At 60.4% G+C, this 15,614-nt stretch carries 12 protein-coding genes; 11 read left to right on the top strand and 1 reads right to left on the bottom strand.

Translation table 11 applies throughout. The annotated features are described in order from the left end of the window. Window positions 1-3 precede the first annotated feature (3 nt). The 11 genes from U5A67_RS10495 (at window position 4) to U5A67_RS10545 (ending at window position 15,026) form a co-directional block, all read left to right on the top strand. Window positions 4-567 carry a hypothetical protein gene (locus U5A67_RS10495; protein ID WP_321813924.1) on the top strand — a complete coding sequence of 188 codons (564 nt, stop codon included), beginning with the start codon at window positions 4-6 and terminating at the stop codon, window positions 565-567. A 28-nt stretch (window positions 568-595) separates the two neighbouring features. Next, entirely contained in the window at window positions 596-991 is a 396-nt protein-coding gene (locus U5A67_RS10500) for a DUF4280 domain-containing protein (RefSeq protein ID WP_321813925.1), read from the top strand. A 140-nt stretch (window positions 992-1,131) separates the two neighbouring features. Next, window positions 1,132-1,386 carry a hypothetical protein gene (locus tag U5A67_RS10505; RefSeq protein WP_321813926.1) on the top strand — a complete coding sequence of 85 codons (255 nt, stop codon included), beginning with the start codon at window positions 1,132-1,134 and terminating at the stop codon, window positions 1,384-1,386. Window positions 1,387-1,560: 174 nt separating this feature from the next. Next, a complete protein-coding gene (locus U5A67_RS10510; RefSeq protein WP_321813927.1) occupies window positions 1,561-2,457 on the top strand; it encodes a hypothetical protein in 897 nt (298 codons plus the stop codon). Between the two features lie 799 nt (window positions 2,458-3,256). Beyond that, window positions 3,257-4,300, top strand: coding sequence for a type IV toxin-antitoxin system AbiEi family antitoxin (locus U5A67_RS10515; RefSeq protein WP_321813928.1), 1,044 nt, complete (start codon window positions 3,257-3,259; stop codon window positions 4,298-4,300). Further along, window positions 4,278-5,162: a nucleotidyl transferase AbiEii/AbiGii toxin family protein gene (locus U5A67_RS10520; RefSeq protein WP_321813929.1), complete on the top strand. Its 885-nt coding sequence runs from the start codon at window positions 4,278-4,280 to the stop codon at window positions 5,160-5,162. The genes U5A67_RS10515 and U5A67_RS10520 overlap by 23 nt, the downstream gene beginning before the upstream one ends. Before the next feature lie 913 nt (window positions 5,163-6,075). Further along, entirely contained in the window at window positions 6,076-7,296 is a 1,221-nt protein-coding gene (locus U5A67_RS10525; protein ID WP_321813930.1) for an MFS transporter, read from the top strand. A 748-nt stretch (window positions 7,297-8,044) separates the two neighbouring features. Beyond that, a complete protein-coding gene (locus U5A67_RS10530) occupies window positions 8,045-9,682 on the top strand; it encodes a tyrosinase family protein (RefSeq protein ID WP_321813931.1) in 1,638 nt (545 codons plus the stop codon). Between the two features lie 11 nt (window positions 9,683-9,693). Continuing rightward, window positions 9,694-10,491, top strand: a complete 798-nt coding sequence (locus U5A67_RS10535) for a DUF2182 domain-containing protein (RefSeq protein ID WP_321813932.1) — start codon at window positions 9,694-9,696, stop codon at window positions 10,489-10,491. Then, the gene (locus U5A67_RS10540; protein ID WP_321813933.1) at window positions 10,488-10,988 is read left to right on the top strand and encodes a hypothetical protein; all 501 of its coding nucleotides are present in this window, start codon (window positions 10,488-10,490) and stop codon (window positions 10,986-10,988) included. Before U5A67_RS10535 ends, U5A67_RS10540 begins: the two co-directional genes overlap by 4 nt. Window positions 10,989-11,045: 57 nt before the next feature. Continuing rightward, on the top strand, window positions 11,046-15,026 hold the full coding sequence (locus U5A67_RS10545; RefSeq protein WP_321813934.1) for an FAD-dependent oxidoreductase: 3,981 nt from the start codon (window positions 11,046-11,048) through the stop codon (window positions 15,024-15,026). A gap of 113 nt (window positions 15,027-15,139) precedes the next feature. Here the strand turns inward: U5A67_RS10545 and U5A67_RS10550 are convergent, their stop codons facing one another. After that, complete coding sequence (locus U5A67_RS10550) at window positions 15,140-15,544, bottom strand: hypothetical protein (protein ID WP_321813935.1); 405 nt, start codon at window positions 15,542-15,544, stop codon at window positions 15,140-15,142. Window positions 15,545-15,614: the final 70 nt, after the last annotated feature.

Genomic DNA, 15,614 nt, shown 5'->3' on the forward strand with positions numbered 1-15,614 from the left:
GCGATGGAAAAACTCCAGCCGATTACCATTGAACGCGACGATGCACGCGTCGCGGGCACGACGCTTGGAGGCGCATTGCATGGCACCGTGCGCGTGGAGACAGAAGGCCATATCACGGCGATCATGCGTTACGAACGCGGAGTGCTGCACGGCGCAGCGACGTACTTCAATACGGAAGGCACGCCATCGGCGGAAGTTCATCACCACACGGGCAAGATGGAAGGAAAGGCACGCTTTTACTTTCCCGATGGCCGTCTTCAGCGCGAAGCACACTACGCCCAAGGTCAGTTGCACGGCACGTGCCGGACGTGGCTCGTGGACGGCACCCTGCTTGAAGAGGCTCACTATCGGCACGGCAAATTGCAGGGTCTGATGCAACGCTTTCATCCGAACGGGCAGCTTGCGCTGAGGCAGCCGTATGCGAGCGGAAAACCACTCGAACGCGCGGAGCGATATAGCGACGATGGCCGCGTGATTGGCGCAAACGGCAAACCGGTGTCGCGCTGGAAGCAATGGTGGGACGGCCAGGCTACGGGCACTGGCCAGCCATCGAATCGGACTGCTTGATGCAGGCGAAATTCAACGGGAGGAATTCATGAGTTGTCCGCAGGTTTGCTCGGGCGCGATGCTTCAATGCTCGTTCGGTGCGGCGCCTGGCGTGCTCAATGTCCTGCCAGTGAATCGCGTGATGGCAGGTGGCATGCCGGCAGCCACGATCATGGACAATGCGCCGATTCTGAACATCGCGCCCTTCGCGATGTGCATGAGTCCGTCAAATCCAGCGGTGATCGCGGCGACTGCCGCAGCGCTTGGGGTTTTAACGCCCATGCCATGCGTGCCCGCCACCTCCGCGCCATGGATTCCAGGCGGAGCGCCCACGGTTTTGATCGGCTCGATGCCCGCGCTCGATGCGAACGCTACGCTTGTCTGCATGTGGGCGGGCATGATCAAGGTCGTACAGCCGAGCCAGATGACCGTCCTCGTGCCCTAGCCCTTCGTGACGTCCGCACAATATTCCTTTGGAACTTCCATGCCACTGCTTCGTACATCACCGTTGAATCTGCTGCGTAACGGCAGCATTGCGACAACGCACGCGTGTGGGTAGCGTCCAGTGCGAGCAACCGGGTGGTCATGGCCAATACCTGGCTAATTCCCAACAGGCTCGATGGCAAGGTGGTGGTTTCGCCCATGGTCTGCACCGAAGTCAGTGACATGATCAGCCAACTGGCGCGTGAATACACGCCACCAGCATTGACCGCAATACCAGACTTCACCGGTACGCCGTCGGGCTATCGACCGACACCTTTAAGCGATGCAATCCTGATGATGCTGGCCATAGCACCCATTCTGGAGAAGCCGGCGGCCACGATATTGGCTGCGTCATGATCGACGGAACGGGAAACATCTTTGGTTGGGGACGCAACATGACGGTGGTGAGGCCGAGCCTTCACGGCGAAACGATGGCAACTCTTACCCACCTGTGGACCAACGGCGGCCCATTGCGAGAATCGCACGCGAATTTATTCCACGTTGAAATCTTGCTGCTTGGGAGATAAACGCATGGCACTTCTATTCAACCTACCTCGTACGGCAACCAGCAACAATTTTATCCAGAAAGGTCCGACATGCTGGTATTACGCGGCGAAAATGCTGGTGACCTTGCACAACCTGCGCAGCACTGCCGCCTTCGAGCAGCAATGGAAAGGGCTGCATGAGATGCGCAAGGTCATCAGTGAACTCAGTGCCGACTCGCAATTGGGAGGTGATCCCAGCGAAGACCTTGATTGGCTACGTGGCCGACTGGGCGCGACGTTGAGCCAGCATAGCCAGCTGATTACCAACGTAGAACGGGCCTACGCCATGCCCCCCGGAGTGTTCAGCGATCACGAGCGGCGCAAAAGCATCACTATCCTGGAGCGTGCGCTAGGCATCGATCTGGCCAAGGCCCGGCGTGAGCAACAGGCAATCATTCGAGCCCGCGATCATATGTCGGCAGCCAACAGCATGAGCCGCCATTATCTGCTGGACACCTTCATGCCCGGCGTCTTTGTCAGCGGCACACTTGCACTGGCCGACTGCACGCTGGCGAGCGTTGAAGCCAAGCTACGAGCCACTGGCCCCTTCTATGCGTCGGGCGATGTCTGGTCAAGCCGGGAAAACCGCAGAGTACGGAGTGGTCCGTCAACCATGATTCCTCTCGACAACCGTGTTGAGGTGTCCACTATGGCGGTGGACTCGGCGCATGCCGTGGTCGTGGCCGGTATTGTCGGCGACAATCTGTACTACAAGGACCCCAACAACTCTGCGGAGGTACGCTTTGCCAGTTTTGAAACCTTCAAAACCGGTTGGGGACGTTCTGGAAGCTGTGACTTCATTGATGTGCAGTGCCCCAACAGGGCCGTTGGTCAGATAGGGGGGTGCGTTCACACTGCGGCGCTTGTCCTGCATGATCGCTGAGCCGGGTCACTCCCACGCCAGCCGGAGCAACATCATGAAGACAGTCACCCTCGGGCTGGCTTCGCACGACGCCCTTAACGCACGCTCTGTCGCCGCGATGAACGGCGAAGCCGTGGGGCGAACACATCACATTTGACTCGCCGGAGCTGTTGTTCCAGACGGGGAGGGAAACGTTTATGGCGCCCCTGCGAACCGCTCTAACAGGTTTGGCAAATTTTGCCAAAATCGGGGCGAGTTGTGCCGGCGCGCCCTACTTTGATCACATACCGGGTTATGTGCGAAACGGCCGCCGTGCCAAGCTTCTACTATAGTGGGCAAGACTCCCCGGTCAGGTTTCAGGCGCAGTTCGATGGTTAGATCAGGCTGCGCGGGTGCCCCTCGATCGCCCTCCACGCGTTCCAACCCGTTTTAAAGGGCAAGACAATGAATGACGCCATAGCGTTGCATGGCATCGCGCCTGAAACTGCCGAGAGGCGAGCGTACCGATTCGTGCTTGAGACACAATTGTGCGCCCCCGAGTATTTGCCGGCGCCAACACAGGCGTAGACAGCCTCCACCGCCCGTCCCCGATGACGAAGACTGCGCGCGCCGCAGCAATTCATGGACGTCATCAGCCCTTCCCTGTACGCCAAGAATCAGATGTACGCTTAACACGTACCTTATTGATACAGCGTACAAAACATTTTCAAATTTCGACGTATCCCAGTCCAGAAGCTTCTTATCGCTACTTCTGTACGCCCATTGAATCATGTACGTTTTTGACATACACTCGCCTTAAAACGTACTGAAGGACTCCCTCATGGCAACTTCCGACCGCCTGTCCGCGTCCGATATGGCGGCGCTCAACCTCGCGTGCGAAGCCTTTTCGGAGGTCACGCAGCGTTTCAGTGCCGAGCCGTTGCCGGACACTGAAACGAAGGCGGGGTCAGCCGACCCGGTGATCCGCTTCTTCGTGCGAGACAAACAGTTCGACATGCCCGCCGTCATTTCCCGGGGAACGGAATCAAGCGGTTACCCCCACCTTTATCGGAGGCCCTCTCCCGACGGGCGGCCCGTCATCCTGGTCAAACACCACATTAACCGGGCCCTTGCCGAAAAGCTCATCGAGGCGGATATCCCCTTCCTCGATACCGCTGGAAACGTATTCCTCAACGAGCCCGAGGCGACGATCCTGATCACGGGTCGGGACCGGCCCAAAATCAGGCACACCGACACGACATCGCGCTCAACCACGCCGAAAGGCCTCCAGGTGTCCTTTGCGCTTGCTTCGCAGCCCGATCTCGTGGAGAAGCCCTACCGCACGATCGCTGAAGTTTCCGCCGTCGCATTGAACACCGTCAATCTCGCGGTCGACGACCTTATCGCGCGCAGGCTCGTGGCCATGCGAAAAGGCAAACGGACGATCCCTGACAGGAAGCAGTTCATCATCGACTGGGCAAAGCTTTACCCGACGGGCCTACGCACCAGGCTCGGCGCACGCCGCTTCAAGAGCGAACGTGAGCTCGCGTGGTGGCAAAGCGCGAATCTGTCCGAATTCAAGGCCCGGTTGGGCGGCGAGAGTGGCGCCGAAGTCCTCACCCACGAAAACAAGGCGGCATCGGTGACGATCTATGCGCACGGCGGCGCGAGCAACGGCCTGAAGCGCCATGCCCTGCTGCGCCCAGACCCGTCCGGCGACATCGAAATCCTCGATTCCTTCTGGCCTGAATATGCGGAACACCTCTGGGCAACGCCGCCTGGCGTCGTTCATCCCCTGCTGATTTTTGCGGACCTGAGCGCCTCGACCGACAGCCGAAACCACTACGTTGCCGAGAAGATCTATGAGCGATACCTCCATCGCTAGCATTCCGGCCGAACGGCCGATGCCACCGCTCACGATCGCGCTGCTGGCGGCGGTCAAGGCGGCCTGCGCTCAACTGGCGACACGATTCGTGCTGGCGGGCGCCACCGCGCGGGACATCCAGTTTGAACACCTCCACGGCGTGCGCGCGTTCACGGCCACACGCGACGTTGATGTGGCAGTGTGCGCGGTCAGTTGGGACTTCCATGAGCGGCTGATCGAGCACCTGCTTGCGAGCGGCCAGTTCACGCGCGATGCGAAGGCACAGCAGAAGCTGATCTTCAGGCGCACCGGCGACACCTTCGGCGTCCAGTTGGACCTCGTACCATTTGGACCGATTGAAGCCCCACCCGGTGCGATCGCATGGCCGCCCGACGGCGACTTCATCATGAACGTACTCGGGTTCCAAGAAGCGGTCGACACCGCGCAGCCGGTTAATATCGGCGAGGGCGTCGTGGTGCCGGTTGTCACCGTCCCTGCGTATGTCCTGCTGAAGCTGATGGCCTGGCAGGATCGCCGTGCGACCAAAAACACCGATGCGTCCGATCTGCTGTTCGTGCTACTGCGATACTCTCACGCGGGCAACACCAGGCGCGTCTTTGACGTGGCCCACGATCTGCTGGAATCCAACGATCACAATATCGAAATCGCGTGCGCCGGCATGCTCGCGCGCGAGGCGCGGGCCATCGCGCTGCCGGAAACGCTCGCTGCTGTACGCGCCATACTACAGACACCCAAAACCCTCGCGTTGTTGAAAGACGATCTGTTCGCGAGAGCCGCGCAATTTTTTATCGGCGCGGCAAACAGTGACCCGGACGCCCTGCTCGACGCCTTCGCATCGCAGTTTTGCGATCCCCGCCCGTGAATAGTCGGTGGCACTCAGCGAATGCACGACAATAAGGCAATCTGGGCGCCGCCGAGGCGAGTCACCGCATAAGCCAGGTCAGCCGACCTCATGGATTGCTCAAAATGTCGCATATGAGCTCGATCATTCGGGACATTTTGTCATTCCCAACAAAAATAGATGATTGCGTGTCGCAATGCGCCAACCAGTTCGGTTCGGTGCGGTTGAAACAGATGTCTCAAGCGGGAAACCGTACCGCCAGCGCTTTCAGACACGACAAGAAGGCAACGTGACCATTGATAATTGCCTTTCCGCTGCCCAAAGCAAGCCGCTTTTGCCACGATCGCAGCCGCTGAACTCAAATTGCTGCTGATCGCACCGCGAGGCAGCGCAAACCATGCCGACACCCGCGAAGAACGCGGGGTCTAGCGGGGATCGGTCAGTACAAGTCGATTGAGTTGGCTCGTGAAGTCGCCAATCAATGCAGGAATCGACTCACGAATGAATCGGGCAGCGCGTATTCTGCCGAAAACGATCGGAATTCGCCTCACTGCAATTTCAATAGGATTGCGAATTAACTTATCGCGAGTGGAACGCGTACTGCGATGCCCGGGGCTTCGTCAGCCTATGATGTCATGCCAGGCAACCGCGACACTCGGGATACGCTTTGCCTGCCCTAAAGCGTCCAGCATCCGCCAGGTATCGACCGTCCTAGCGCCGCTATAAAACCTAAGCGATTAAACCTTGCTACGACAGCCATAGTCTCATTGCGCATATCTGCTATGCGCCAAACGCAAGGGTCGCTACGAGGCATCGCCGCATAATTCCAGTCACAAGCCGTTCACGATCGGAGTTTTCTCCGACCATCGATATAGAACAAAGCAGGCGACAAGCCTGCACTGGAGATCAACCTATGCAGACGTGGTATAGCACCATGGCCCCCTCCCAGAAACGCACGTTCTGGGCTTGTTTTCTCGGATGGGTTCTCGACGCCATGGATGTGCAGTTTTTCGCGTTCGTGATTCCAACCTTGCTGACGGCGTGGCACATGAGCAAGGCCCAGGCGGGCGTGATCGGTACGTCCGCACTCGTCGCCTCGGCCATCGGCGGCGTGATTGCCGGTGTCCTGGCGGATCGCATCGGTCGCGTCCGGGTGCTCAAACTGGCCATTCTGTGGTTTTCGCTATTCACCGGCCTGTCGGCGTTCACGAATGGCTTTCATCAATTGCTTTTCACCCGGAGCCTGCAGGGGCTCGGATTCGGCGGCGAATGGGCCGCAGGCGCAATCCTGATCGGCGAAGTCGTCGACAAGCGCATTCGTGGCCGCGCAGTCGGATGCGTGCAAAGCGGCTGGCCAGTCGGTTATGCGCTTGCCGCGCTGATGTACTGGGGACTCTTCAGCGCGCTCCCCGAGCAATACGCATGGCGTATTCTGTTTCTCGTGGGCATCCTGCCGGGCCTGCTGGTCCTGTGGATGCGTCGCAATGTCGATGAATCTTCGGCATTCGAATCGGCCGCGGAATTTCGCGCACAAAGTGGTCTCTTCGATACGTTCGCGCAGGTTTTCGCCCCCAACGTCCTGCCACGCACCTTGCTCGCTTCAGCGATGGCGGCCGGAGCGCTCGGTGGGAACTACACGATCCTCACCTGGCTCGTAACGTATCTGCGGGAGACACAGAGCCTGACCGTCAATCTCACGACGATGTATCTCGCCGTGAACATCTTCGGTTCGTTCTGCGGTTATGTGGGCATGGCGTATTTGAGCGATGCCATCGGTCGTCGCTGGACCTTCTCGATATCAGCCGCCGGCGCGACGCTCACGGTTCTCGCGTACACACAGCTTCACCTGCCTCTGCCCGTATTGCTGGTACTGGGCTTTCCGGTCGGCCTGTTCCAGTCCGGCATTGTCTCCGGCATGGGCGCCTGCTTCACCGAGTTGTTTCCGGTGCAGATTCGCGCTTCTGCGGGCGGCTTCTCGTACAACTTCGGTCGCGGCATGGGTTCGCTTGTGCCGGCGGCAGTCGGTATCACCAGTGCGTCAGTCGGTCTGGCGAAGTCTATCGGCGTATGGGCAGCGGCGTCCTATGTCGTCGTCTTTGTCGTCGCCATCTTTTTGCCGGAAACGCGTAACAAGCAACTCGAGGGTCAAGCATAAACGCGCCATGCGCCTAAATTGCGGGCTCTTCGCACGCGTCGCGAACCGCAATAGATCTGGGCAAAAATCAGTCAACCTGATCGAGACTGAACTGGGCGCGCGGCTTTCTCGCCGCAGCGCCCACGATATCGCACAGATGATTCGCGATCCCGCCGTCGATCTCCTGACGACAAGTGAACGGCCACGCGCCACATTGGCACTGCCTACACTGCCGCTCGCCAACTGAGCGCTTCAATCCTCTTCCGCCTACGGTCGCCGCGAAACCATCGCGGCGACCCAGCAAGCATGACGTCGGAAACGATGCGGCAGGGCAACGTAAGCGAAAGCGCCCGCCGCCGCATTGAAATACGTCCGCTCGGTGACATTCTCCCTCACCTATCAACCTGGATAGGAACTCGACGCAGCCATCTGCGGGACGCCCGGCATCGGCTATATTTTCGTCATAAGAAACGCAAGAAAAGACTCAGAGACCCAAAGTTATCGTTCCGTCGGCAGATTCCAGAGATTCATCACGCAGGACTATCGGGGAAGTCCAGATCGCGCAGTTACTCTCCGAACCCCAGCTTTCCTGATGCCCAACGCATTGCAAATCGCGCTGCGCCCGACTCATGGCGTCATCGACTTGCAAGGCGACGTGCACCCTCGTCAAGCGATCAGTCGATCGCACGGGCGCGCGTCAGCCGTTGATTTCCACCTCGCAGTTGCATTGCTACAGCGCCTCAAAACGCTCTCAAGGAGATGCTTCAACATGGTCAGCTATGTTCGCAACGATGCCTGGAATGAAGGCGGCACGCTAAGCAATCCTGATCTTCTCTGGTATGCGAAGGGAGTCGGGAAGATGATGTCGCGCAGCCTCGACGACCCCGCCAGCTGGTGGTTCTTCGCCGCCATGCACGGCGAATACGTCAACACATCCAATCCGTGGTATCCGTCCCCGCCTTCGTTTCCTGGCTGGGGCTATATCTCCAGCCCGCCTCAGGTGCCCACGCAACCGCTGCCGCTCGCGGCCACCCAAGACAAATTTTGGAATCAATGCCAGCACGGCAGCTGGTACTTTCTGCCCTGGCATCGCGGCTATCTGATGGCACTTGAAGCCCAGTTGCGCGCCGACATCGTGAGCCTCGGCGGCCCGTCGAGCTGGGCGCTGCCTTACTGGAATTACTTCGGCGGCGAGCAAGGCGCCGACGCCGAAATGCCACCGGCTTTCGCGCAGCAGAAACTGCCCGACGGATCGGCCAATCCGCTTTTCGTGACGATGCGCTATGGTCCCGACGGTGACGGCGATATCTACGTTCCGACCGATCTCTGGGCCGAAAATCACGGCCCCGACGACAACTGGACGCGCGGCGAAGTCACGGCCGCCTGCATGAACAACACCGTCTACACCGGATCGAATCAGGCCACGCCGCTGCCGGGATACGGCGGCCCGGAAAGCGGGTTTTCCCATGATGGCGGCCCGCACGGGAATATGGAAAGCAATCCTCACGATCTGGTGCACGTGTATACGGGCGGCACGATCACCGATACCAACTACGGGCTGATGGCCGATCCCGGCACCGCCGCACTCGACCCCATCTTCTATCTGCACCACTGCAACATCGATCGCATGTGGGCTTCCTGGAATGAGGCCGGCAACACGAATCCCAGCTCGCCGGAATGGCTCAAAGGCCCGGTGCGCCAGTTCGTGATGCCGATGCCCAATAGCGAAAGCTGGGTTTATACCCCCGCTGACATGACCAGCCTTGCCGCGCTGGACTACTCGTATCAAGACCTGTCCGTTCCGGCCAAACCCGTCACGGCGCCGCTCCTGATGCGCCTGAATCGCCTCGGCGTAACCGTTGCGCCCGAAGCTCACGCCGCCCTGGCTGCGACGAGCCGCGCGCCGACGCACGCAAGCGCCGAATTGCTGGGCGCCAGCACGAGCGCAATCGACGTGCAAGGTACGGGTACGGCGGTGCCTGTCACCGTGCATCTGGACGCCGCCGTCGAAAAGCGCGTGACCCAGAGCCTCGCGGCGGCCTCGCTTTCTGCGCCGCCGGATCGCGTCTATCTGAAGCTCGAGAACGTGCGCGGCACGCTGGATTCGACCGTGCTATGCGTCTACGTCAATCTGCCAGCAGGCGCCGATACCCCGGATCAGTTGCGCGCGCACCATGTCGGCGATGTCGCGCTGTTCGGCCTGCGGCGCGCGAGCGCGCGAAACGGCGCACACGGTGGCAGCGGCCTGACCTTCGTGCTCGATATCACGCCCTCGCTGGATCAGCAGTATCTGGCCGGCACACTGTCGAATTCGAACCTCGAAGTGAGCCTGCTGCCCGACCGCAAGCTGCCGGAGAAGTCCACGATCGAAGTGGGCCGCGTGAGCGTCTATCGCCAGCCCAATTGACCGGGCGGCCCATGATCCACAACAGACACGCCTTCGCTCCCGTGCGATTCAGCGTCCTGGGCGCCAGCGTCGCGGCGTGGATCACGCTCGCAGTCCTGTCGTGGCGGTCCGCACAGGGCCTGCCTGACTTTCTGTGCAGCGTGACGCCCTTGCCGTGGCTGACGCCTGGCTGGTTCGTATCGGCCAGCCTCGGCTGGCTGTTGATGATCGTGGCCATGATGGCGCCGATGACCTTGCCCGCCATCGCCCATATTCAGGTGAGCGTGTTCGCGCAACGGCGCGGGCGCGCGATCCTGATCTTTCTGGTGGGCTTCACGGCGATCTGGCTGATTCCTGGCCTGGCGATCAGTGCGCTGGCGCAGGCGTTTGCCGCCATGACCGTGGGCGGGTACGGTCCGGCAGCGCTTGCCTTGCTGATCGCGGGCGTCTGGCAATGCTCGCCGTTACGGCAAGGCTTTCTCAACCGCTGCCATACGCACCGGCCGCTGGCCGCATTCGGGCTGCGCGCAGACGTGGATGCACTGCGCCTCGGGCTTGCGCATGGCTTGTGGTGCATCGGCACCTGCTGGGCGTGGATGCTGCTGACCGCCATGCTGCCGGCCTGGCATCTGCTGCTCATGCCGATCGTTGCCCTGCTGGCGTTCTGCGAGCGTCTCGATGCACCGAGGACGCCCGCGTGGCGAGTCAGAGGGCTGCGAGTGGCGGGTCAGTTGCTCCAGCGTGAAATCGCGCACGCGCGCAGGCATCGAGTCGTCGGCGAGACTGCGCCACACGCCGATCGGCCCATGCAGGAAGGAGCCTTGTCATGAGCGATCCAGGCGACACGGCAGGCTGGTCGCGCGCTCTGCGCGCCCTTGCAGCGAGCAAGGCGGCCATCGTCGTGCACTCCGCAGGCGTGGAAGTGCCAGTGCGCATCGACGACGATGCCGCCGCGCTGCTGGCCACCACCGACGCGGCGGCGAGCACGCACTTCTATCTGTTGCTGGAACAGGTGCGCGGCACGCTCGACGCCACAGTCCTGCAGGTCTACCTGCGCGATCCCGATCCCGCAACATCCGGCCAGCATGGCGCGCTATTCATGGGCAGCGTCGCGCTCTACGGATTGCGTCGTGCAACGTCGACAGCCCCCGATCGGGGCATGGTCTGCATTCTCGATATCGGTGCACACGAGAGCGCGCTGCGGCAGGCCATCGCGCGCGGCGCGACGCAATTCGAACTCTATGTACGTCCACATCCCGCGCTACAGACTGGCACGAGTATCGACATCGGCCGGATAGGAATTTGCATCGAACCCCGTCAGCCATGAATTTCGGCCAGGCGAACACAACGATCCCCTGAACATCCCGGAGAAGGAGCAGCCATCATGAGCTTTCTGCAATTCAATGCCGCGACCGTGACGCCGCCGCGCCAGGTCCAGCATCGCGGTTCGCTGGGCGCGGCATTTTCGCGCTGGATTCTGGCCAATCATGGCGCGCATTACCGCGCCGTGGTCGAGGCGCAGCGCAGCCGCGCCGCCACCCTGCGCGCCACGCGCGGCCCCGCTGCTCACCTGCTGGGCGCAACAACGCAGACGCCGCAGGTCGGGATCGTTGGTGCGGGCTTCGCTGGCATGTTCGCGGGCTTGATCCTGCAGTCGCTGGGTATCGAATTCGAAGTGTTCGAAGCCAGCGATCGCGTCGGCGGCCGCATTCATACGTGGTATTCGCGCGACTACCATGCGGACGACGTGCAACGCGCCGGCCTCTATGGCGAAGTGGGCGGCATGCGTCTGCCGCAATTCTCGGAGGACATGCTGCCGGTCCAGCAACTGGCGCTGGCGGTCAACGCCGTGCTGGCACGCAACGGCCTGCACGATCAGCAGGTTTTCTGGCGCAAGTTCTATTACAGTTCGCCCGAGCAGCGGCTGCGCTACAACAATATGGCCACGCCGACCACGCTGGCCCAATCCAGCCTAGATAGTTTCAATTTCGGCGTCGATCACGGCGGCGACGTGCCCGCGGTCTGGGTCACGCCAAAACATGACCACGGTGTTGATCCTTACCTGCCGATCAACATCGTGCTCGACAAGGTCAACGATCCCTTTCTGAAGGCGATCAACCGCTCCTTCGCCGAAGGTTTCGATCTGCTGATGCAGTTCGATCAGTATTCGATGTGGGATTACCTGACGACGCAATTCCGCCTCGGCGATCTGGGTGAATACTACGATCCGGCCATGGGCGCGAAGTCCGATCTGCTGCCCTGGTCCGTAGCCAATTATCTCGAGACCACCAATGTGGGCAGCGGCATGTATTCGGTTTCCTTCGTCGAAATGGTAATCGCTGTGTACGACTGGGGCGGCAGCAAGGACCCATACCGCCCGCAGGACCCCAACATCTACATGCTAACCGTCGATCAGGGCATGCAGCGCTTCCCCGACGCATGCCGCGCCGTGCTCGACCTGCAGGACGCCGTGACGATGGAGGAAGGCATCGCCGCGCAGATCCAGGTGGGTATGCTGCCCGCGCAGCCTGGCGGCCCGTATAGCTACAATCCGCCCAATCTCACGGACGATGCGCAACCGCCGCATGCATCGGCGCATTACGCTGAAACGACGGGTCACGACACTGGCATGCGCAATCCCGCCAGGGTGCGCGTTCATTTGCGCCATGAAGTGACCGCGCTGCGCCACGACCCGGATCTGAACGACGGCCAGGGCGGCATGAAAGTCACGGTGCGCAACGCCGACGACGGCACGCAAACCGAACGCTCGTATCCGTATGTCGTGACGACCCTGCCCAATGGCGCATACCTCAACGGGCAACCGGAACTGAACCTGCTGGAAGGGATTTCCTTCGACAAAGCGCAGGCGATCCGCGAATGCAATTACATGGCATCGTTCAAGGCCTTTCTGACCTTCAAACGCCAGTTCTGGACCGAATTCGGCGAACGTCAGCAACGCACGCAAGGCTACGGCGCGGCCGCGACCGACCGCGCCAACCGGCAGATCATCTATCCGTCTTACGGTTATGCAGCGGATCAAGGCGTGCTGCAGGTCTATTGCTGGGCGCTGGACGCACGCAAGCTCGGCGCGCTCGACGACAAGGAGCGTATCGAAGAATGTCTGAAAGGCATCCAGTATCTCTATCCGGATGTCGACGTTTACGCCTGTTTTGCCGGCTATAACGACGGCGTCACGACCAAAACCTGGTTCTGGGACGAACACGCGGGCGGTGGCGCGTTTGCCCTGTTCAAACCCGGCCAGTTCAATGAGCTCTATCCTTCGCTGCTGATGCCGGAATTCGACGGCCGCCTGAATTTCGCCGGCGAATGTTGCTCGGTTCACCACGGCTGGATCGTCGGCGCGCTGGATTCAGCTTATAACGCCGTACTGAATATTCTTCAGCATGCCGGCGCGATCGACAAAATCAAACAGATGCAGCGGACGTGGGGTTCGTTCGAGGTGCCCGATGTCGAGGGTGACCCGGCCAGCGCCACCGTCATGACCTACGCTTACGCATACAACGAAGTCGATCGCAATGCCGCATCGAACCCGGCGCAAGGCACGCCGAGCATCTATGGCGACCAGCAATACGTTTTCAACGGTCAGGTGCCTGCATTCGTGGCGAACTACGACACGGTGCCCCAATCGATGAAAGCAACGGCGGTGGACAAGCAGGTGCTGGCGATGCTCAATGCCGCGTGGGACGACAATGTCGCCTGGCGCGCGAAGCAGCCGCCGAAGTCCGTGAATACGGAAAGCGCCGTACAGATGCTGGAAGACATCTATTACGGCAACAATTTCCAGACCATTCCCGCGCCGAAATTCTGGCTGAAAGACGACGATGAATTTGCACGCCAGCAATTGGCGGGTTTCATGCCCAATCTGCTCGAAAAAGTCTCGGCTGCCGATCTCGACCGGCTGATTTCGGACTCAGGAATCGTGGACGCCGCCGCACTGCAACGCCACGGAGCGGTCCAATACGTGGCCAATTACCGGCGTTATCTCGAGGCCTGCACGGTGATCCCGGTCGGCTTCTATCTTGCGAAACCGATCGTTTTCTTCACCGTGAACGACCGCAAGGAGCTGATGCCTGTCGGCATTCAACTCGATGTGCACGGCGAACTGTTCACGCCCGATATGAGCAACGCGGACAACGCGTGGCTGCTGGCGAAGATGCAGACCAACTGTGCGGGACAGTCACTGCATGACGTGGGCTTTCATCAATTGCTGACACACCAGATCTGCGCGATGGTGTCGATTGCGCTGTTCTCGGATGAAGTCTTCAATCCCGACACCGCGCCCCAGTCCGCCGAGCCATTTCAGCAACATCCGGTATTCAAGCTGTTGCGCCCGCACGTCGTCAAAACGGTGGAGTTCCAGCAGACCATCTACAACCGCGGCTACAACCCATATGCCGAAGGATTCCCCGCCACGCGCACCGCGAATGGCGCGCCGGGCGTCTACAACATCGGCTATATCTACGATCTGATTTTCTCGTGCGGGCGGATCGGCAATTATCAGTTGCAGGACAAGATGTATTACGACGACGACCGCTTCCGCTTTCTCGATCTGGCGCTGCCTGCCGATATCAAGCGCCGTGGCGTCGAAGACACGCCGTTCTCCTATGCCTATGTCCATGATGCGGGATGCTGGTACGAAGCCATTGCGCGCTTCGTCGAGCGCTTCGTTTCGATCCAGTATCCGGGCGGCGATCAGGCCATTGCAGCGGATATCCAGTTGCAGCGCTTCTTCGACAAACTGATTCCGGCGTTCAATCACGTCGACGGCAAGCCGGTCGCGCATCGCTTCCCGGCGGAGGTCAAAGCCGCTGCCGTATTGCAGGACGTGCTCACGCTGTTCATCTGGCAGTTCTCGGTGCAGCACACGGTCGTCAACGACGGCGCGTATAACCACGCCGCGTTCGTTCCGAATGCTTCGACGCTGATGTATCCACTGCCTTCGCATAAGTCGTCATCGCAGTGGACGCCGGCCGACGTGCTCGCCTGCCTGCCTTCGCAGACGCTCACGTATCCGGCCATCGGCAATATGACGTTCATGGATGTGCAGATCAACGCATCCGTGACGGGTCAAGGGCCCTACCCCGAAACCGCGCTGGGACGTGGCGTGCTGGAGCCTTCGATCGATGTTCTTCAGGATAGCTACGGTTTCGTTGAGCCGCAGTTGCGGGAGGCGGTATTCAGTCATTACCAGGACGTCGTGAAGGTGGGCGAAGCGATCGCTGCGCGGCAGGCACGCGATACGGCGACGTATCTGGCGGCGCATCAGGGTGCATCGGCCATCCCCGCCACGGTGCTGTTTGACCTCATCACGCCAGCCAACGTGATGGATACGATCCAGACCTGACTGGAAAGCAGACGCCGTTCGCTGGCCGCCGGTTGCGGGGCCAGCGAACGGGCGAACGTACGTGCAGGAACGCACGCACTGAGCAACGCGCAGGGGCGATTGCGATGCCGTTCCTACCAGGCGCAAACCCGCGCCGTGTCGTTCACCCAGCACGCGCCATCGCGTCTCAGGAGACCGAGTTCCGAGTGTGCATGGGTCGCGCCAGGTTCTTCATTCCAGTAGCCATGCGCGCCGTCATCGTCCATCAGCACATAGGCGAAATACTTCGACGGATGCTTATCTGAAACGCCAATCGTGAACGTACCGCCTTTCTCAATCTTAACTTCGCAAGGTCCGTCGAGATAAGTCTTGTTGTTCACTTCAAGGAGACACCGCCCGGTTTTGGCATAAGCCGAGGCCGGCGCTGCGATAAACGCGCATGCAAGCAGAATCAACGACGTCGTTTTCACGTTATTTTGATCTCTCAGATTAGGCGGGAATGAAGATATACCATAACGCCGCTGCGAGACTTCAAGCATTGAATTCAATCGATCATTGCGGGCTACCAAATAAGTGCAGCCTGCGTGCCAAAGCGCTGCCAAAGCGCCG

This window comes from Paraburkholderia sp. J69-1 (assembly GCF_905220255.1).
Classification (GTDB): domain Bacteria; phylum Pseudomonadota; class Gammaproteobacteria; order Burkholderiales; family Burkholderiaceae; genus Paraburkholderia.

What these genes read in the sequence shown, in the direction of transcription:
- U5A67_RS10495 (WP_321813924.1), top strand. Translation starts at nt 4, where the DNA reads ATGGAAAAACTCCAGCCGATTACCATTGAACGCGACGATGCACGCGTC.
- U5A67_RS10500 (WP_321813925.1), top strand. Translation starts at nt 596, where the DNA reads ATGAGTTGTCCGCAGGTTTGCTCGGGCGCGATGCTTCAATGCTCGTTC.
- U5A67_RS10505 (WP_321813926.1), top strand. Translation starts at nt 1,132, where the DNA reads ATGGCCAATACCTGGCTAATTCCCAACAGGCTCGATGGCAAGGTGGTG.
- U5A67_RS10510 (WP_321813927.1), top strand. Translation starts at nt 1,561, where the DNA reads ATGGCACTTCTATTCAACCTACCTCGTACGGCAACCAGCAACAATTTT.
- U5A67_RS10515 (WP_321813928.1), top strand. Translation starts at nt 3,257, where the DNA reads ATGGCAACTTCCGACCGCCTGTCCGCGTCCGATATGGCGGCGCTCAAC.
- U5A67_RS10520 (WP_321813929.1), top strand. Translation starts at nt 4,278, where the DNA reads ATGAGCGATACCTCCATCGCTAGCATTCCGGCCGAACGGCCGATGCCA.
- U5A67_RS10525 (WP_321813930.1), top strand. Translation starts at nt 6,076, where the DNA reads ATGGCCCCCTCCCAGAAACGCACGTTCTGGGCTTGTTTTCTCGGATGG.
- U5A67_RS10530 (WP_321813931.1), top strand. Translation starts at nt 8,045, where the DNA reads ATGGTCAGCTATGTTCGCAACGATGCCTGGAATGAAGGCGGCACGCTA.
- U5A67_RS10535 (WP_321813932.1), top strand. Translation starts at nt 9,694, where the DNA reads ATGATCCACAACAGACACGCCTTCGCTCCCGTGCGATTCAGCGTCCTG.
- U5A67_RS10540 (WP_321813933.1), top strand. Translation starts at nt 10,488, where the DNA reads ATGAGCGATCCAGGCGACACGGCAGGCTGGTCGCGCGCTCTGCGCGCC.
- U5A67_RS10545 (WP_321813934.1), top strand. Translation starts at nt 11,046, where the DNA reads ATGAGCTTTCTGCAATTCAATGCCGCGACCGTGACGCCGCCGCGCCAG.
- U5A67_RS10550 (WP_321813935.1), bottom strand. Translation starts at nt 15,544, where the DNA reads ATGCTTGAAGTCTCGCAGCGGCGTTATGGTATATCTTCATTCCCGCCT.